Origin of the sequence: Micromonospora sp. NPDC002717, assembly GCF_040295705.1 — a bacterium.
In the GTDB taxonomy this organism is placed as follows: Bacteria; Actinomycetota; Actinomycetes; order Mycobacteriales; family Micromonosporaceae; genus Micromonospora.
Map to the genome: position 1 here is coordinate 18,735 of NZ_JBEOVW010000037.1, position 18,593 is coordinate 37,327.

At 72.0% G+C, this 18,593-nt stretch carries 16 protein-coding genes; 12 read left to right on the forward strand and 4 right to left on the reverse strand.

The genetic code is table 11. The features are described from left to right. Positions 1-12: 12 nt before the first annotated feature. Both ABT006_RS31215 and ABT006_RS31220 read left to right on the forward strand, forming a co-directional pair. Positions 13-381 (forward strand): GntR family transcriptional regulator, encoded by a 369-nt coding sequence (locus tag ABT006_RS31215; RefSeq protein WP_466021927.1) that lies wholly within the window; start codon positions 13-15, stop codon positions 379-381. Positions 382-493: 112 nt separating this feature from the next. Next, a complete protein-coding gene (locus ABT006_RS31220) occupies positions 494-937 on the forward strand; it encodes a hypothetical protein (protein WP_350712063.1) in 444 nt (147 codons plus the stop codon). Between the two features lie 72 nt (positions 938-1,009). On the opposite strand, the gene ABT006_RS31225 is transcribed toward ABT006_RS31220, so the two are convergent. The 3 genes from ABT006_RS31225 to ABT006_RS31235 all read right to left on the reverse strand — a co-directional run bounded on the left by ABT006_RS31225 (position 1,010) and on the right by ABT006_RS31235 (position 4,467). Next, entirely contained in the window at positions 1,010-1,381 is a 372-nt protein-coding gene (locus ABT006_RS31225; RefSeq protein ID WP_350712064.1) for a VOC family protein, read from the reverse strand. 180 nt (positions 1,382-1,561) lie between these two features. After that, on the reverse strand, positions 1,562-3,196 hold the full coding sequence (locus tag ABT006_RS31230) for a glycoside hydrolase family 13 protein (RefSeq protein WP_350712065.1): 1,635 nt from the start codon (positions 3,194-3,196) through the stop codon (positions 1,562-1,564). Between the two features lie 197 nt (positions 3,197-3,393). Next, on the reverse strand, positions 3,394-4,467 hold the full coding sequence (locus ABT006_RS31235) for a LacI family DNA-binding transcriptional regulator (RefSeq protein WP_350712066.1): 1,074 nt from the start codon (positions 4,465-4,467) through the stop codon (positions 3,394-3,396). Positions 4,468-4,668: 201 nt separating this feature from the next. Between ABT006_RS31235 and ABT006_RS31240 the strand changes: the two genes are divergently transcribed. The 4 genes from ABT006_RS31240 to ABT006_RS31255 all read left to right on the forward strand — a co-directional run bounded on the left by ABT006_RS31240 (position 4,669) and on the right by ABT006_RS31255 (position 10,569). Then, positions 4,669-5,922, forward strand: coding sequence for a sugar ABC transporter substrate-binding protein (locus ABT006_RS31240; protein WP_350712067.1), 1,254 nt, complete (start codon positions 4,669-4,671; stop codon positions 5,920-5,922). Beyond that, positions 5,922-7,562: an ABC transporter permease subunit gene (locus tag ABT006_RS31245; RefSeq protein ID WP_350712068.1), complete on the forward strand. Its 1,641-nt coding sequence runs from the start codon at positions 5,922-5,924 to the stop codon at positions 7,560-7,562. The genes ABT006_RS31240 and ABT006_RS31245 overlap by 1 nt, the downstream gene beginning before the upstream one ends. Before the next feature lie 5 nt (positions 7,563-7,567). Continuing rightward, positions 7,568-8,485 (forward strand): sugar ABC transporter permease, encoded by a 918-nt coding sequence (locus tag ABT006_RS31250; RefSeq protein WP_502891043.1) that lies wholly within the window; start codon positions 7,568-7,570, stop codon positions 8,483-8,485. A gap of 221 nt (positions 8,486-8,706) precedes the next feature. Then, the gene (locus ABT006_RS31255; RefSeq protein WP_350712069.1) at positions 8,707-10,569 is read left to right on the forward strand and encodes a glycoside hydrolase family 13 protein; all 1,863 of its coding nucleotides are present in this window, start codon (positions 8,707-8,709) and stop codon (positions 10,567-10,569) included. A 67-nt stretch (positions 10,570-10,636) separates the two neighbouring features. On the opposite strand, the gene ABT006_RS31260 is transcribed toward ABT006_RS31255, so the two are convergent. Next, positions 10,637-11,236: a TetR/AcrR family transcriptional regulator gene (locus ABT006_RS31260; RefSeq protein WP_350712070.1), complete on the reverse strand. Its 600-nt coding sequence runs from the start codon at positions 11,234-11,236 to the stop codon at positions 10,637-10,639. A gap of 89 nt (positions 11,237-11,325) precedes the next feature. On the opposite strand from ABT006_RS31260, the gene ABT006_RS31265 reads away from it, so the two are divergent. The 6 genes from ABT006_RS31265 (at position 11,326) to ABT006_RS31290 (ending at position 18,593) form a co-directional block, all read left to right on the forward strand. Beyond that, positions 11,326-12,354, forward strand: coding sequence for a hypothetical protein (locus tag ABT006_RS31265; protein WP_350712071.1), 1,029 nt, complete (start codon positions 11,326-11,328; stop codon positions 12,352-12,354). A 46-nt stretch (positions 12,355-12,400) separates the two neighbouring features. Continuing rightward, positions 12,401-12,742 (forward strand): hypothetical protein, encoded by a 342-nt coding sequence (locus ABT006_RS31270; RefSeq protein WP_350712072.1) that lies wholly within the window; start codon positions 12,401-12,403, stop codon positions 12,740-12,742. Positions 12,743-13,020: 278 nt separating this feature from the next. Then, positions 13,021-14,085: a BMP family lipoprotein gene (locus ABT006_RS31275; RefSeq protein WP_350712092.1), complete on the forward strand. Its 1,065-nt coding sequence runs from the start codon at positions 13,021-13,023 to the stop codon at positions 14,083-14,085. Between the two features lie 265 nt (positions 14,086-14,350). Then, complete coding sequence (locus tag ABT006_RS31280) at positions 14,351-15,901, forward strand: ABC transporter ATP-binding protein (RefSeq protein ID WP_350712093.1); 1,551 nt, start codon at positions 14,351-14,353, stop codon at positions 15,899-15,901. A gap of 76 nt (positions 15,902-15,977) precedes the next feature. Next, positions 15,978-17,309, forward strand: coding sequence for an ABC transporter permease (locus ABT006_RS31285; protein WP_350712073.1), 1,332 nt, complete (start codon positions 15,978-15,980; stop codon positions 17,307-17,309). A gap of 3 nt (positions 17,310-17,312) precedes the next feature. After that, positions 17,313-18,593 (forward strand): ABC transporter permease, encoded by a 1,281-nt coding sequence (locus tag ABT006_RS31290; RefSeq protein ID WP_350712074.1) that lies wholly within the window; start codon positions 17,313-17,315, stop codon positions 18,591-18,593.

Below are 18,593 nucleotides of genomic sequence, written 5' to 3' on the forward strand. Positions count from 1 at the left end.
GGGGGAGCGGGCGTGCGGATCTCGGTGGACCCGGGCTCGGCGGTGCCGCCGTACGAGCAGGTGCGCGGGCAGCTCGCGGAGCTGATCGGGACGGGCCGGCTGGCGGTCGGCACCCGGCTGCCGACGGTGCGGCAGTTCGCGGCGGACCTCGGGCTGGCGGTCAACACGGTGGCCCGGGCCTACCGGGAGCTGGAGGCGGCCGGCCTGCTGGAGACCCGGGGCCGGCACGGCACTTTCGTCGCACCCGGCCGCGATGATGCGCTGGACCGGTTGCAGCGGGTGGCAGCCGACTACGCCGCCGAGGCCGCCCGGTTGGGGGTGTCGCCGTCGGCGGCGCTCGCCCTCGTCCGCGCGGCCCTGGACGCGGCGCGGCCGGGCTGACGGCGCGACGGCGGAGGCGGGTGGCCGCGCGGACGAGGATCCGACCGTCACGGGGACGGCGATTGGGCCGAATGCCACCCGGGCTTCCGGGGGGACGGACGATGATGGGCGCGTGGGCGCACTCGTGACACTGGACCTGCCGGAAGACTCCCCGATGCTCGGCCTGCCGTGGATCATCACCTTCGGTCCGCTCGGCGAGGCCGACGAGTGGGAGCCGGTGGTCTGCGGCCCCTACGAGCGACCGCACGCCCTCGCGCTGGCCGAGGCGGTGGTCGCCGAGGAGCAGCTGATGGCGGTGGTCGAGCCGCTGCTGCCGGCGGTGTCGGCGGAGGAGATCCGGGGCGAGATCGCCGCCGCGCAGGTCGCCGCCGAGGACGAGTCGGCGCGGATCGAGGAGGCCGACCTCTACGGCGACTTCGAGGACACCATCGACGAGGAGTTCGAGGCGGCGGCTGCGGAGGAGCACCGCACCGAGCCGCTCGCCCCGCCCAGCGAGGCCGAGCTGCGGGCCGGCTTCGCCCGCATCGCCGCGAAGCTCACCGGCGGCGCCGCCTGAGCCGACCGGCGGCGCCGCCTGAGCCGACCGGCGGCGGGGACGGGCTCGCGGCGGTGACGAGGCGGCGGGCGGTCAGGGGCGGCGCGGCGGCCGGTGCAGCACGCAGAACTCGTTGCCCTCCGGGTCGGCCAGCACCTCGAAACCCTCGTCGCCGCGCTGTCCCACGTCGGCGCGCCGGGCGCCGAGCCCGATCAGTCGGCGGACCTCGTCGGCCGGGTCACCGTCGGCGACGAGGTCCAGGTGCAGCCGGTTCTTGCCGGGCTTCGGGGTGCCGGAGCCCTGGAGCCAGACCGTCGGCGCACCAGCCCGGTCGTCCGAGGGCCAGAGCTTCGCGCTGCCGTCACCGCCGGCGTGGACCGTGTAGCCGAGGGCGGCCGACCAGAAGCCGGCCATCAGGTCGAGATCGACGACGTCGAGGGTGTACTGCGTGACACGAACCACCATGGGTTCGTCGTACCCGGGCGGGCCGGGGGCGACACCTGTCCGGGATGGACGCCGGCGCCCCGCGGAGCGGACTCCACGAGGCGCCGGCGCCATCTCACCCCCCACCACAAGGGGTCGGTGGCCCAGCCGCCCGTCGGCGCGGGGCACAACGGACGACCAGGTCGATGACGGGTTACCCGCTCAGCGCCGTTCGAACCAGGCAGCCGCGTCGACCGGGAGCAGGTGACCCGTGCCCTGGCCGGTGAGCGCCTCGCTGGCGGCGATCGGCTCGCCGTACCCGTCGATCAGGGCCGGGGCACCGCTGATGTTGACCACGCAGGTCAGCACGGTGTCGCCGGCGGCGCGGCTGAAGGCGAGCACACCCGGCCCGGTCTCCAGCCAGGTGACCCCGCCCGCGTCGGCGGCCAGCGCCGGGTGCGCGTGGCGGATCCGCAGGGCGGTGCGGTAGAGCTCCAGCGTCGAGCCGGGCACGCCGGCCTGGGCGGCGACCGAGAGGGCGCGCCAGGTCGTCGGGGCCGGCAGCCAGCTCAGCTCGCTGCCCTCCGGCCCGAAGCCGTACGGGGCCAGCTCGCCGCTCCACGGGATCGGCACCCGGCAGCCGTCCCGGCTCTCGCCGGTGCGCAGGAACGCCGGGTCCTGGCGCAGTTCGTCCGGCAGGTCGAGCACCTCCGGCAGGCCCAGCTCCTCGCCCTGGTAGACGTAGGCACAGCCGGGCAGGGCGAGCATCAGCAGGGTGGCGGCCCGCGCCCGGCGCAGCCCCTCGGCGCCGTCGCCGTATCGGGTGACGTGCCGCTGCTTGTCGTGGTTCGACAGCACCCAGGTCGTCGGCGCGCCGACGATGGTCGACTCGGCGAGCGCGGTGTCGATCACCTTGCGGAACGATTCGGCCGACCACGTCGCGTCGAGGAAGTCGAAGCTGAACGCCTGGTGCAGCTCGTCGGGGCCGATGTATCGGGCCAGCCGCTGCGGGGTCTCGGCCCACGCCTCGGCGACGGCCATGCGGCCGCCGGGGTAGCTGTCCAGGATCGGCCGCCAGGCGCGGTAGATCTCGTGCACCTCGTCCTGGTCGAAGTAGGGGAGCCGACCCTTGCCGAGCAGCTCCACCTGGCGCTGCCCCGTGGTCATCGTGCTGAAGCCGACGTCGGGCAGGCCCTCGGCCTTGATCATGCCGTGCGCCACGTCGACCCGGAAGCCGTCCACGCCACGGTCCAGCCAGAAGCGCAGGATGTCCTCGAACTCGGCGCGGACCTCCGGGTGGCGCCAGTTCAGGTCCGGCTGCGCCGGGTCGAACAGGTGCAGGTACCACTGGCCGTCGTCCACCCGCGTCCAGGCGGGGCCGCCGAAGATGCTCTCCCAGTCGTTCGGGGGCAGCTCGCCGTCCGCGCCCCTGCCGTCGGCGAAGAGGTACCGCTCGCGCTCGGCGGAGCCCGGGCCGGCGGCCAGGGCGGCCTGGAACCACGGGTGCCGGTCGGACGTGTGGTTGGGCACCAGGTCGACGATGATCCGCAGGCCGAGCGCGTGCGCGTCGGTGATCATCGCGTCGAAGTCGGCGAGGGTGCCGAACATCGGGTCGACGTCGCGGTAGTCGGCGACGTCGTAGCCGCCGTCGACCATCGGGGAGGTGTAGAAGGGGGTCAGCCAGAGCGCGTCCACGCCGAGGTCGCGCAGGTACGGCAGGCGTTCGCGGATGCCCTGCAGGTCGCCGATCCCGTCGCCGTTGGAGTCGGCGAAGCTGCGGACGTAGACCTGGTAGACGACCGCGGAACGCCACCAGTCGTCGTCGGAGGTCAGCGGCGTGGGGTTGCTGACGGTCATCGGAGGCGGTTCCCCGTTCTGTGACGCGCGGGACAGCACACCCGGCGCGGTGCGGGTGGAAGGCGCGGTCTGAGCAGGATGCCGCCCGGTGCTGCAAGAGTCAAGCATTTCTTGCGCAAGGGATGCCCCGGTCACGCCGGGCGAACGCCCACGGCCGGTCCGCCCGGTCCCGGGTGGGCGGCAGCCGAGGTGGACGGTCAGGCGGGGACGGCGAGCGCGGGCGGCGCGGGGCGCTGGCGGCCCGGGGTGCCGCCGCCGGCCGGGGCGACCGCGGTGGAGCCGCGCACCACCAGCTCGGGCCGGAACACGTACTCCGAGTGCGGGGCGGCGTGCCCGTTGATCTCGTCGACCAGGGCCCGGACGGCGGCGACCGCCATCGCGGCCACCGGCTGGCGCATGGTGGTCAGCGGCGGGTCCGTGAAGGCCATCAGCGGGGAGTCGTCGTAGCCGACCACCGAGAGGTCGGTCGGCACGGACAGGCCGCGCTGCCGGGCGGCCCGGATCGCGCCGAGCGCCATCAGGTCCGAGCCGCAGACGATGCCGGTGACGCCCCGGTCCAGCAGTCGCGCGGCGGCCGCCTCGCCACCCTCCACACCGAACAGGGAGAGCTCAGCCAGCTCGCCGAGGTCCGCCTCGGCCGCGCCGGCCAGCCGGCCCATCGCGGCCCGGAAGCCGGCCACCCGCCGCTGCACCGGCACGAACCGGTCCGGGCCGGTGATCAGGCCGATGCGGCGGTGCCCGAGCGCCACCAGGTGGGCCACGGCCAGTTCGGTGGCCTCGCCGTCGTCGCAGGAGACGAAGGGGGCGGGGATGCCCGGCGCGTACCCGTTGATCATCACGATGGGCAGCGGACGGGCGATCAGGGCGCGGTACCTGTCGTGGTTGGCGGCGGTGTCGGCGTGCAGGCCGGAGACGAAGACGATCCCGGAGACCTGCCGGTCCAGCAGCATCTCGACGTACTCGTCCTCGGTGACTCCGCCCGGCGTCTGGGTGCACAGCACCGGGGTGAACCCGCTCTGCGCCAGCGTCGACTCGATCACCTGGGCGAAGGCGGGGAAGATCGGGTTGTCCAGTTCGGGCACCACCAGGCCCACCAGGCCGGCGCTGCGCTTGCGTAGCCGGGCGGGGCGCTCGTAGCCGAGCACGTCGAGAGCGGTCAGGACGGCCTGCCGGGTCTCGGGGGCCACGCCCGGGCGGTCGTTGAGCACCCGCGACACCGTGGCCTCGCTGACTTCGGCCTGCTGGGCGATGTCGGACAGTCGAGCGCGCATGGCCCGCACTTTAGCTCACGAGCAAGATCTTGCGTACACTCCTGCAAGCCCTTCCATTCTCTGAAACCCCTTGCTAACGTCCCCGCAACACGCGAGAGCAGCGGCGCAGCACATCGGGCGCCGGTTTGGCAAGAAATTTACAGAGGTTTCCACTGGCGGGTCGCCCTTCCCCCGGGGGCCGCCATGACGACAGGAGTACCGATGCGCATCCGTACCGCGGGTGTGGTCGCCGTCCTCGGCCTGGCGCTCGCCGCCTCCGGCTGCGGCAGCGACAGCAGCGACGAGCCGGCCGCGAAGGAATCCACCAAGGCCGCCGCCGGCGGCAAGCTGGTGATCTGGGCCGACGACAAGCGCACCGCCGCCCTCAAGCCGTTCGCCGAGAAGTTCGGCCAGGAGAACGGCGTCACGGTCGAGGTCCAGGCCGTCTCCAAGGACCTCCAGACCAACTTCGTCACCGCCTCGCAGCAGGGCAGCGGCCCGGACGTCGTGGTCGGCGCGCACGACTGGATCGGCAACCTCGTCCAGAACGGCGCCATCGACCCGGTGCAGCTCGCCGCCGAGCAGAAGAGCGGCTTCAACGAGACCGCCGTCAAGGCCGTGACCTTCAACGGCCAGCTCTACGGCGTGCCCTACGCCATGGAGAACCTGGCGCTGATCCGCAACACCGAACTGGCCCCCGAGGCGCCGAAGACGATCGAGGACCTGGTCGCCGCCGGCAAGAAGCTCAAGGCCGAGAAGAAGGCCAGCGAGATCCTCTGCCTCCAGTCCGGCCAGAACGGCGACGCGTACCACATCTACCCGCTCTACACCTCCGGTGGCGGGTACCTCTTCGGCACCGCCGCCAACGGCGACTACGACCCGAAGGACCTGGGCGTCGGCAAGCCGGAGTCGATCGAGGCGTTCAAGAAGATCGCCGCGCTCGGTGAGAAGGGCGAGGGCGCGCTGAAGCGCTCGATCACCGGCGAGAACTCGATCGCCACCTTCACCGGCAAGAAGTGCGCCTTCCTGGTCTCCGGCCCGTGGGCGATCGCGGACGCCAAGAAGGCCAACATCAAGTACGACATCTCCCCGGTCCCCGGCTTCGCCGGTGGCAAGGAGGCCCAGCCGTTCGTGGGTGTCCAGGCGTTCTACGTGGCGTCGAAGGGCAAGAACAAGGCCCTGGCCCAGGAGTTCGTGGCCAACCACGTCACCACCCCCGAGCTGGCCGTGGCGCTCTACAACGCCGAGCCCCGCCCGCCGGCGCTGACCGCCGCGCTGGACCAGGTCAAGGGCACCGACCCGGACCTGGCCAAGTTCCAGGAGGCCGGCAAGAACGGTCAGGTGCTCCCGGCGATCCCCGCCATGGCCACCATCTGGGACCCGTTCGGTAAGGCCGAGGCCGCCATCATCGGCGGCGCCGACCCGACCAAGACGATCACCGCGGCCGGCAAGACCATCTCCGGCCAGATCAAGTAATGAGCACGTCGCTGTCCGGCCCGGGACCTGCCACACAGGACCCGGGCCGGGAGCCCGTCGGCTCCGGGCTCCCGCGCCCGTCCCGCACCGCGCGGCACCACGCGCCGATCACCGCGACCGGTCTGCTCGTCAAGGTGATCCTGCTCGGCCTGACCGCCGGGATCGCGATCTGGGCGGCCTTCCCGCTCGTCGAGGCGGAGAAGTGGATCGGGCTGGCAGTCCTGGCCGCCACCACCGCCGGGCTGTTCTACCTCTACCTGACCCGGCGGCACATCCCGGCGAAGTACCTGGTCCCCGGCACGCTCTTCCTGATCGCGTTCCAGGTGGTCCCGGTGCTCTACACGGCGAGCACCGCCTTCACGAACTTCGGCGACGGTCACCGCGGCACCAAGGACGAGGCCGTCGTCGCCATCCAGACCGCCTCGGTCAAGCAGGTGCCCGGCTCCACCGAGTACGCCCTGTCGGTCGCCACCAAGGGCGACCCGGCGACCGGGCCGCTCGTCTTCCTGGTCTCCGACCCGGCCACCGGCGTGGTCTCGGCCGGCGACAGCGGGGGGCTGCGCCAGCTCGACGCCGCCCAGGTCACCGTCGCGCCCGGCGGCAAGGTCACCGCCGCCGAGGGCTACACCGTGCTCAACTTCGGTCAGGCCAGCGCGCGCAGCCAGGAGATCACCGACCTGGTGGTGCCGACCTCCGGGGGCGCGGTGCGCTCCGCCGGCCTGTCCCGCGCCTACGAGGGCAAGGCGGTCCGGGCGTACGACGCCGGCTGCGACTGCATCAGGGACACCGAGACCGGCCGGACCTGGACGGCGGACGAGGAGACCGGCGCCTTCGTCGCCGCCGACGGCGAGCGGCTGGCCCAGGGCTGGAAGGTCACCGTCGGGCTCAAGAACTTCTCCCGGGTGCTCACCGACCCGGCCATCTCCGGGCCGTTCTTCGGCACCCTGCTGTGGAACTTCGCCTTCGCGATCGGCTCGACCGGCGGCACGTTCCTGCTGGGGATGTTCATCGCCCTGGCGCTGCACTCGCCCCGGATGCGGGGCACCAACCTCTACCGGGTCCTGCTGATCCTGCCGTACGCCATGCCGTCCTTCGCGATGCTGCTGGTCTGGCGGGACATGTTCAACACGGACTTCGGCCTGATCAACAACCTGTTCGGGATCGGGGTGGACTGGTTCGGCCAGGAGTGGTCGGCCCGGATCGCGGTGATCCTGGTGCAGCTCTGGCTGGGCTACCCGTACATGTTCCTGGTCGCCACGGGCGCGTTGCAGGCCATCCCGAAGGAGTTGACCGAGGCGACGTCGGTGGACGGCGCGTCGCCCTGGCAGTCGTTCCGGTCGGTCACCCTGCCGCTGCTGCTGGTCGCGCTCTCCCCGCTGCTGATCGCGTCGTTCGCGTACAACTTCAACAACTTCAACGCGATCTACCTGACCACCGAGGGCGGCCCCTTCCCGGCGGACAACCCGACCGCGGGGGCGACCGACCTGCTCATCACGTACACCTACCGGCTGGCCTTCGGCGCCCAGGGAGCCCAGTTCGGCCTGGCGGCCGCGGTGTCGATCTTCATCTTCACCATCGTCGCGGTGGTCTCGGCGGTGAGCTTCCGGCGCACCCGCAAGCAGGAGGAGGTGTACTCGTGACCTCGCTGCACGGCACTTCGGTCGCGGGCGGCGGCACCGGCGCCGCCCCGGCCGCCAACCGCAACGCGGGCCGGGGCCGCAACCGGTGGTTCGCCCGGGTCGGCTGGCGCCATCTCGTCGGCGTGCTGGCGGTCGCGTTCAGCCTCTTCCCGATCCTGTTCGTGCTCTCGGCCGCGCTCAACCCGCTCGGCACGCTCTCCTCGACCGAGCTGGTGCCGACCGGCGCGTCCTTCGACAACTTCGTGGACCTGTTCGACCGCACCGCGTTCGGGTGGTGGTTCGTCAACTCGCTGCTGATCGCCGGGGTGGCCTCGTTCGCGTCGGTCTTCCTGTCGGCGCTGGCGGCGTACGCCTTCTCGCGGATGCGGTTCTCCGGGCGGCGCGTCGGGCTGCTGTCGCTCCTGCTGATCCAGATGTTCCCGCAGTTCCTGGCGATCGTGGCGATCTTCCTGATCTTCACCACGATCACCGACCTGTGGCCGGCGATCGGCTTCAACACGCCGTGGGGCCTGCTGCTGCTCTACCTGGGCGGCGCGCTCGGCGTGAACACCTGGCTGATGAAGGGCTTCTTCGACACGCTCCCCCGGGAGCTGGACGAGTCGGCCACGATGGACGGCGCCACGCACGCCCAGGTCTTCTTCCGGATCATGCTGCCGCTGGTGGCGCCGATCCTGGCGGTGACCGGCCTGCTCGCCTTCATCGGCACCATCAACGAGTTCCTGATGGCGAACGTCTTCCTGACCGACAGCGAGTCCAAGACCCTCGCGGTCGGCATGTTCGGTCTGGTGGCCGGGGAGCGGAACAACAACTTCGGCATCTTCGCGGCGGGCACCCTGCTCACCGCCATTCCCACGGTGCTGGTCTTCCAACTGGTCCAGCGCTACATCGTCTCCGGCCTCACCGCCGGAGCTGTCAAAGGATAGACCGGACAGGTGGCCGCTCCTCGCCGAGGTCGAGGCGAGGGGTGCCGCTCTGTCGCGACCAGCCGGGTCCGCCGGCCGGTCAGCAACACGCAGCGCTGCGGCAAGGGCGTCGGCGTCCGACGTACACCGGAGCAGTCGCGGGTCGACCGCCGCGGTCGGGAAACCGGCCGCGGCGGGTGCCCCCTTTCTCTCCCCGTCCGATCGACGCGAAAGGCACCACCATGTCCCTGTTGCCGCACCACGACGGATCCGCCCTGTACGTCCCCGAGCAGGAGCCCTCGCTCGGCGACACCGTCGACGTCTTCGTCCGGGTGCCGGCCGGCGCCGACGTCCGCCAGGTGCACGTGCGCACCACCGGCGACGGTGAGCCCCGGTTCACCGAGGCGGTCGTCGACCGCACCGACGGCGACGACGTCTGGTGGCGGGTCCCGGTCGAGGCCCGCAACCCGGTCAGCAACTACCGGTTCATGCTCACCGGCCGCCGCGGCTACCGCTGGCTGAACGCCGCCGGCGTGGCGCACCACGACGTGCCGGACAACGGCGACTTCAAGCTGGTCACGTACGCCCCGCCGCCGGCCTGGGCCCGGGACGCGGTGATCTACCAGATCTTCCCGGACCGGTTCGCCCGCTCCGCCGCCGCCGACGGGCGCGACCTGCCGGACTGGGCGATCCCGTGCGACTGGGACACCCCGGTGATCGGGCGCGGCCCGGAGACCCCCTACCAGTTCTACGGCGGCGACCTGGACGGCGTCACCGGACGGCTGGACCACCTGGACCGGCTCGGCGTGAACACCGTCTACCTGACGCCGATCTTCCCGGCCCGCTCCAACCACCGCTACGACGCGTCCAGCTTCGACACCGTCGATCCGCTGCTCGGCGGGAACGCCGCGCTGGCCCGGCTCGCCGACGCCGTACGCGCCCGTGGCTGGCGGCTGCTCGGCGACATCACCAGCAACCACACCGGCGACGCGCACGAGTGGTTCACCCGGGCCGCCTCGGACGTGTCCGCGCCGGAGCGGGAGCTGTACTACTTCGACGAGGTGACCGGCTGCGACAACTCCAGCTCGGCGCGTCTGACGCCGCGCTGCGACCTGGAGCTGTCGTACGAGTCCTGGAACGGGGTCAAGTCGCTGCCGAAGCTGAACTGGGGCAGCGCCGAGCTGCGCCGGCGCTTCGCCACCGCCGAGGACTCGCTGCTGCGCCGCTGGCTGCGACCGCCGTACGGGCTGGACGGCTGGCGGGTGGACGTGGCGAACATGACCGGGCGGCGGGGCGCCGACGCGTACACCCACGAGGTGGCGGCGCTGCTGCGCCGGGTGGTCGCCGAGACCCGCGCCGACGGCCTGCTGCTGGCCGAGCACGGCCACGACCACACCGGCGACCTGGACCGCGACGGCTGGCACGGGACGATGAACTACGTCGGCTTCACCGACCCCGTCTGGTCCTGGCTGCGGCACGGCGACGACCCGCTGCCGAACTTCCTCGGCACCCCCGGCGGCGTGCTGCGGCGGGACGCCGACGCCGTGCTGGCCACCATGAACGCCTACCGGTCGCTGGTCTCGTGGCGGTCGTACACCCACTCGTGGCAGCTGCTCGGCTCGCACGACTCGGCCCGGATCCGCACCGTGGTCGGCGACGCCGCGCGGCAGGAGGTCGCCGCCGGTCTGCTCGCCACCATGCCGGGCACCCCGGTGATCTTCGCCGGCGACGAGCTGGGCCTGACCGGCACCAACGGGGAGGGCTCCCGGACCCCGATGCCGTGGCACCGGCCCGAGACCTGGGACGAGTCGACGTTCGCCGGCTACCGGGCGCTGGTCGCGCTGCGCCGCGCCGAGCCCGCGCTGCGCCACGGCGGCCTGCGCTGGCTGCACCACGACGCGGACACCCTGGTCTTCCTGCGGGAGGCGGCGGCCGGCAGCGTGCTGGTGCTGGCCCGCCGGGCCGCCGGCGCTCCGGTCCGCCTGGCCGGGCTGCGGGCGGCGGAGAACGTCTACGGCGGTGCCCCCGCCCTCCGCCCCGACCCGGCCGGCACGGTCACCCTGCCCGCCGACGGCCCCACCTTCCAGGCCTGGCGCCTCGCCTGACCCGGGGCCGCCCGCGCCCCGCCCTGCTCTGTGCGCGCCGGGGCGGGGCCGGCGGGATAGGGGTCGGTCAGGGGGTGAGGAGGGCGCGGACGCCGGCGAGGTAGGTGGCGCGGTCCGGGCGGCCGGTGAGGAGCCGCTGGAGGAACCAGCCGATGACCAGGGCGAAGAGGCCGGCGGCGACCGCCTCCGGGTCGGCGTCGGCGGCCACCTCGCCGGTGCCCTGGGCGCGTCGGACGAGCGCCTCGAAGTGGCGGCGGATGCCGTCGTACTTGCCGGCCACGAACTCGGCCAGCACCGGGTCCCGCTGCGCCTCGCCCCAGACCTGGATCGCGATCCGCAGGGCGCCTTCGTCGCCGGTCTGCGTCTCCACGTACGCCAGCGCGCGGTCGAGCGCCTCGACCAGGGGGAGCGGTGGCTCCCGCCGGAGCAGGTCGTCGAGGACGACTCCGGCGCCGCCGACCGCCTCCTCGGCGATCGCGTTGATCAGATCCGCCTTGCTCGGGAAGTAGCGGTAGACGGCGCCCACGGAGAGACCGGCCTCGGCGATCACGTCCTGCATCGTCGTGCGGTGGAAGCCCTCCCGCAGGAAGCACCGGCGGGCCGCGTCGACGATCTGGCGGCGGCGGGCGGCGAGGTGTTCCGGGGAGACGCGGGGCACGGGACACATCGTAAATCGAACGTTCGTTCTTGACAGTCGCGCACCACAGCGGCAGCCTGGAGTCATAAAAGAATGAGCGTTCGTTTTAGGAGGCTCCCATGTCGACCCGCACCCCGCCGCCCCTGCCGGCCGCCCTCGGTGTCGCCGCCCTGGCGGCGGTCCTGCTGGCGCTGCTCGTACCCCTCTTCGCGGCTCCGGCCGCCAACCTGGCGCCGCGCGACCTGCCCGTGGCAGTCGCGGGCCCGGCGCCCGCCACCGGCGAACTGGCCGCCCGGCTCGCCGCCGCGCGGCCGGGAGCCTTCGACGTGACCACCCTCCCGGACGCCGCGGCAGCCGACCGGGCCCTGCGCGACCGAGAGGTGTACGCGGCGTTCGTCGCCGGCCACGAGGGCGTCGCCCTGCACACCGCGCCGGCCGCCAGCCCGGCGGTCGCCGCGCTGCTCACCGAGGCGGCCGCCCAGCTCGCCGCCGGCCGCCCGGTGCCGGTGGTCGAGGTGGTCCCCGCCGCCCCGGACGACCCCCGGGGCGCCGGATTCGGCGCCGGCTTCCTGCCGTTCGCGATGGCGAGCCTGCTGGCCGGCGCGCTGCTGACCCTCCTGGTCGCCGGCCGGGTCGCCCGGCTGGTCGGCCTGGTGGTCTTCGGCGTCCTCGCCGGGGGCGCCGGCGTGGTCGTGCTGCACGGCTGGCTCGGCGTGCTCGACGGCGATCCGGCCGCCGAGGCGGCGGCGGTCGGGCTCTTCGCGCTGGCCTGCGCGGCCACGGTGGCGGGTCTCGGGGCGCTGCTCGGCCGGCCGGGCCTCGGCCTGGGCGCACTGCTGGTCTTCCTGGTCGGCAACCCGCTCTCGGCGGTCAGCGCGGCACCCGAGCTGCTGCCGCAGCCGTGGGGCACGGTCGGCCAGTTCCTGCCGGTGGGCGCCGGCGGCACCCTGCTGCGCTCGGTGGCCTTCTTCGACGGCGCCGGGTCCGCCCGGCCGCTCGCCGTCCTCGCCGGGTATGCGCTGGCCGGGCTGGTGCTGGTCCTGGTGGGGCGCCGGCCCTCCGGCGCCACCGCGGCCGGATCGCCGCACCCGGTCGCCGCCGGGTCGCCGCGCCCGGTCGGCCCCCGGGCGGTGGCTGACACGCCCTGAACCGCCCCGCTACTACGGTCCGTCGTTGGTGGGGGAGGATGTGCGCGTGGAAGCTCTCAGACTGATACTGCGCTACGTCCATCTGATCGGTTTCGCCCTGCTGCTCGGCGGCGCGATCGTCCAGTACATCAGCGGAAAGCTGCGGATCAACCCGGCCATGCTCTGGGGTTCCGTGATCATGCTGCTGACCGGCATCGGCCTCTCCGCGCCGCTGCGCGACGGCAACGAGCCGGACCCGGCCAAACTTGTTACCAAGTTGGTGCTCGCCCTGCTGATCTTCGTCATGGTCTTCTTTTCCCGGAAGCGCGACGTGGTCAACCGCGGCCATTTCCTTGCGATCGTCGGGTTGACCCTGGTCAACGCGGCGGTGGCGGTCTTCTGGCGGTAACGTTTCCGCCAGGGGCTGCCCGGAAAAAACGGACGTTTCCGCGACGCCCCGGCGCTCACCTACCAGCACTCAGAGTGATCTGCCCCACCTAAGGGTTACGTAGGGGTAACAGGCGCTCAACGTTCGTGCACGATTGTCGGCCGGTGGGTGGGCGCGGGCGTACGCTCCCGTCCGTAACGTGGGACGCCGGCGGCGCAGCGCAGCCGGCTCATAGGGCTGCCACCGTGCAGGACGCGGTGTGCAATGGGGAAGGAGACGTCTTGCGCTCGGTGCGTGGGATGCGGATTGCCTCGGTCTTCGCGGTGGGTGGGCTCGTGCTGAGCGCCGCCGCGTGCGGTGAGGCTCCCGAGGACAGCAACAACGCCGGCAGCGGCGACAAGAAGTACAGCGCCTGCATGGTGACCGACGTCGGCGGCATCGACGACAAGTCGTTCAACACCTCCGCGTGGCAGGGCCTCGAGGCCGCCAAGAAGGCCAACGACAACATCGACATCAAGTACGTCGCGTCGAAGGCCGAGGCCGACTACGAGGTCAACCTGACCCAGTACGTCAACCAGAAGTGCGACTTCATCCTGGCCGTCGGTGGCCTGATGGGTACCGCCACCTCCAAGATCGCCAAGGCGAACCCGAACCAGCAGTTCGGCATCGTCGACGCGAAGCTGCCGGAGAGCAACGTCTACCCGATGCAGTTCGACACCGCCCAGGCCGGCTTCCTCGCCGGTTACCTGGCCGCCGGCATGACCAAGAGCGGCACGGTGGGCACCTACGGCGGCATGAAGATCCCGCCGGTCACCATCTTCATGGACGGGTACGTCGACGGCGTGGCCCACTACAACAAGACGAAGAGCAAGACCGTCAAGGTCGTCGGCTGGGACAAGGCGAGCCAGAACGGCTCCTTCACCAACGACTTCGTCAAGCAGGACGAGGGCAAGAAGGTCAGCGACGCGCTGGTCGCCCAGGGCGCCGACATCATCATGCCGGTCGCCGGCGGCTCGGGCCTCGGCACCACCGGCGCGGCCAAGGCGTCGGGCGGCAAGTACAACACCATCTGGGTGGACGTCGACGGCTGCGAGAGCACCCCGGACTGCTCGGCCATCATCACCACGGTCGAGAAGAACATCCCGGAGGCCGTCAAGGAGGCCGTCGTCAAGGCCGCCAACGGCGAGAAGCTCTCGCACGACCCGGGCTACCTGGGCAACCTCGCCAACAACGGCGTCGGGCTCGCCCCGTACCACGAGTTCGACAGCAAGGTCCCGGCCGAGCTGAAGGCGGAGATCGACAAGCTGAAGGCGGACATCGCCGCCGGCACCGTCACCGTCACCTCCGCAGCCCAGCCGAAGTGAGGCACCGCCGACCCACCCCGGTGAGACGATCACCGGGGTAGGGCCGGCGAGCGGTACAGCACGACGTTCCGGCCGTCCCGGCGTCGCGGGGAACCCCCACGGCGCCGGGGCGGCCGATCCGCTCCACCCCCGACGACGGCCCTGCGCCGCGAGCGGTCCCCCGGCAGCTACGCTGCACCATCGCTTCGCACTCCAGGAGGTTGCGCTGAGACTCGAACTGCGCGGCATCACCAAGCGGTTCGGTGATCTGGTCGCCAACGACCACATCGACCTGACGGTGGAGCCTGGAGAGATCCACGCCCTGCTCGGCGAGAACGGCGCGGGCAAGTCGACCCTGATGAACGTGCTCTACGGGCTCTACCAGCCCGACGAGGGCGAGATCCTGGTCGACGGCGAGCCGTTGAAGCTGCGGGGGCCCTCCGACGCGATCGCGGCGGGGATCGGCATGGTGCACCAGCACTTCATGCTGGTGCCGGTCTTCACCGTCGCCGAGAACATCATGCTCGGCGCCGAGCAGGTCCGGGGCGGCATCGCCGGCTTCCTGGACCGGCGGCGGGCCCGACGCGAGGTCGCCGAGGTCTCGGAGCGCTACAACCTGCGGGTCGACCCGGACGCGGTGATCGAGGACCTGCCGGTCGGCATCCAGCAGCGGGTGGAGATCGTCAAGGCGCTCACCCGCGACGTCGACCTGCTCATCCTCGACGAGCCGACGGCGGTGCTCACTCCGCAGGAGACCGAGGAACTGCTCACCGTCATGCGGTCGCTCAAGGCCGCCGGCAAGTCGATCGTCTTCATCACGCACAAGCTGGGCGAGGTCAAGGCGATCGCCGACCGGATCACCGTCATCCGGCGCGGGAAGACCGTCGGCACCGCCTCTCCCGAGGCCAGCCGGGACGAGCTGGCCGCCCTCATGGTCGGCCGCAGCGTCCGGCTCACCGTGGAGAAGGAGCCGGCCACCCCCGGCAAGCCGATCCTGGAGGTCGCCGGCCTGGTCGTCGACGACGACCGGCAGATCCGGGCGGTCGACGGGATCGACCTGACCGTACGCGCGGGCGAGGTGCTCGGCGTGGCGGGCGTGCAGGGCAACGGCCAGACCGAGCTGATCGAGGCGATCATGGGGCTGCGCCCGACGCTCGCCGGCACGATCACGCTCGACGGGCAGCAGGTCAACGGCTGGTCGACCAAGAAGGTGCTCCGCGCCGGCGTCGGCTACGTGCCGGAGGACCGCAGCGTCGACGGCGTGGTCAAGGAGTTCTCCGTCGCGGAGAACCTGGTGCTCGACATCTATGACCGGCCGCCCTTCGGCAAGGGCCTGGCGCTCAAGCCGGACGCCATCGCGAAGTCGGCGAAGGAGCGGATCGCGCAGTTCGACGTCCGCACCTCCTCGGCCGACGCGCCGGTCGGCACCCTCTCGGGCGGCAACCAGCAGAAGGTGATCGTGGCCCGGGAGCTGTCCCGGCCGCTGAAGCTCTTCATCGCCGCCCAGCCGACCCGGGGCGTCGACGTCGGGTCCATCGAGTTCATCCACAGCCGGGTCATCCGCGAGCGGGACGTCGGCACCGCCGTCATGGTGGTCTCCAGCGAACTCGACGAGGTGATCGGCCTGGCCGACCGGATCGCCGTGATGTACCGCGGCCGGATCATCGGCATCGTCGGCCCGGACACCCCGCGCGAGGAGATCGGCCTGCTGATGGCCGGCATCACCCCCGACGCGGCGCCCGCCGCCGCGACCGGCACGACCGCGGGCGCCACGACGGCCGACGGCGGCGCGGCGGCCCCCGCCGCCGAGGGCCCTGGTAGCGAGGACGAGGCATGAGCGAGCGAAGCGAGCGAATCATCAGGCTCTGTGCGGTGATGCCTCATGGCGGCACGGAGCGAAGCGGAGTGCCGGCATGAGCAACCCGAACCCCCCGTCGGGCTCCCCGGACAAGGCGCCGGCGACCGAGGCGCAGGCCGCGCAGACCGCACTCGGCAACACCGAGCGCGCCGAGACGGCCACCTCCCCGAAGCAGCCGGAGCCGGAGGCGAAGCCCTCGCTGGGGCGGCTGTTCCTGGACAACCTCTGGGCCGCGAACACCTTCACGGTGACGCTGCTGTCGCTGGTCCTGGCGATGGTCGTCGGCGCCGTGCTGATGATCGTCTCCGACCCCGAGGTGCTGGCCACCTACAGCTACATCACCGCCCGGCCGTCCGACGCGCTCAACGCGAGCTGGACGCTGGTCAGCGAGGCGTACGGCAACCTGTTCAAGGGCGCCGTCTTCGACCCCGAGGCGGTCGGCTTCCAGGCCGTGATGAGCCCGATCTCCGAGACGCTCACCTACACCGCGCCGCTGGTCTTCACCGGCCTGTCGGTGGCGCTGGCGTTCCGGGGCGGCCTGTTCAACATCGGCGCCCAGGGCCAGGCCACGATGGGCGTGATCCTGGCCGCGCTGGCCGGCTTCCTGCTGCCGTTGCCGCCCGGCCTGCACCTGCTCGTCGCGGTGCTCGCCGGCGCGCTCGGCGGGGCGATCTGGGGCTTCATCCCGGGCATCCTCAAGGCGCGCGCCGGCGCCCACGAGGTGATCAACACGATCATGCTCAACTACATCGCCACGTACTTCCTGACCTGGATCATCGTGCAGAACGGCATCCAGGACCCGAACCGTACGGACGCGATCAGCAAGCCGGTCGACCCGTCGGCCCAGCTGCCCCGGCTGTTCGGCGACGGGCTGCGGGTGCACGCCGGCATCATCCTGGCGGTGCTGGCCACCTGGGCCGTCTGGTGGCTGCTGAACCGCTCCACGCTCGGCTTCGAGCTGCGCGCGGTGGGCGCCAACCCGGACGCCGCGCGGACCGCCGGCATCAGCGTCACCCGGACGTACGTCCTGATCATGGTCTTCGCCGGGATCCTGGCCGGCCTCGGCGGCTCGAACATGGTGCTCGGCACCACCGCCAGCGCGCTCACCCCGCTGGTGGTCGCGCAGATCGGCTTCGACGGCATTCTGGTGGCGCTGCTCGGCCGGGTGAAGCCGTGGGGCGTGGCGCTGGCCGCGCTGCTCTTCGGCGCGCTCCAGGCCGGCGGCAACCGGATGCAGTCGTACTCGGGGATCTCGCTGGAGCTGGTCACCGTGCTCCAGGCGCTGATCGTCATCTTCATCGCCGCGCCGGCCCTGGTGAAGGCGATCTTCCAGCTCCGGGCCGCCCGCGCCGCCCGGTTGCAGACGAGCCTGGCGAAGGGCTGGTAACTCATGTCCACCATGGCTGTCGAAGACGTCGCCGTCGCCCCCGTCGACCTGGGGTTCTGGACCCGCACCCGCAAGGTCGGCGCCGTGCTGCTCGGGCTCGGCCTGCTGGCGACGGTGCTGTTCGGGGCGCTCGCCACCGGCGAGCAGGCCCGCTTCACCCTCAGCGAGGACGCCGCCGGCGCCGCCCTGAAGATCGACGGCACGCTCGGCGCGATTCTCTTCGGAGTCGTCGCCGTGGCCGCCGGCGTCGCGATGCTCGCCGGGTTGCCGAAGCGCTGGTTCACCCTCGTGCTCGGCGTCGGCCTGGTCGGCTTCGTGCTGTCGTTCCTCTGCTGGCAGGTCTCGGCCGCGCCGAACGGGCAGAACTTCATGCCGCTGGTCAACATCGTCCGGGGCACGTTCATCCTGGCCCTGCCGCTGATCTTCGGCGCGCTGGCCGGCGTGCTGTGCGAGCGCTCCGGCGTGGTCAACGTGGCCATCGAGGGGCAGTTGCTGATGGGCGCCTTCAGCGGGGCGCTCTTCGGCAGCCTCTCCGGCAACGTCTGGGTGGGCCTGGTCGCGGCGGCGCTCGGCGGCGCGTTCATCTCCCTGCTGCTGGCCGTCTTCTCGATCCGCTACCTGGTCGACCAGGTGGTCATGGGCATCGTGCTCAACCTGCTGGCGGTCGGCGTCACCGGCTTCCTCTACGAGCGGCTGATGCAGCCCAACGCGCAGAAGTACAACAGCGCGCCCCGGTTCAGCAACTGGGAGATCCCGCTGTTGTCGGACATCCCGCTGATCGGGCCGGCGCTGTTCCGGGGCAACATCTTCCTCTACCTCGGCCTCCTGCTGGTGCTGGTCATCCACATCGCACTGTTCCGCACCCGGTGGGGCCTGCGGACCCGCTCGGTCGGCGAGCACCCGACCGCCGCCGACACGCTGGGCGTCCGCGTGCTCGGGCTGCGCTACCGCAACGTGCTGCTCGCCGGGGTGGTCGCCGGCATCGGTGGCGCCTCGTACACGCTGGCGCTCTACTCGTTCACCAAGAACATGATCGGCGGCAAGGGCTTCATCGCCCTGGCCGCACTGATCTTCGGCCGGTGGAGCCCGACGGGTGCCCTGCTCGCGGCGCTCTTCTTCGGCTTCGCCGACCAGCTCGCCACGTACCTGGGCGCGATCAACAGCGCCATCCCGAGCCAGTTCCTGGCCATGCTGCCCTACCTGGCGACGATCCTGGCGGTGGCCGGTCTGGTCGGCCGGGTCCGGGCGCCGGCCGCCGACGGCAAGCCGTACATCAAGGGCTGA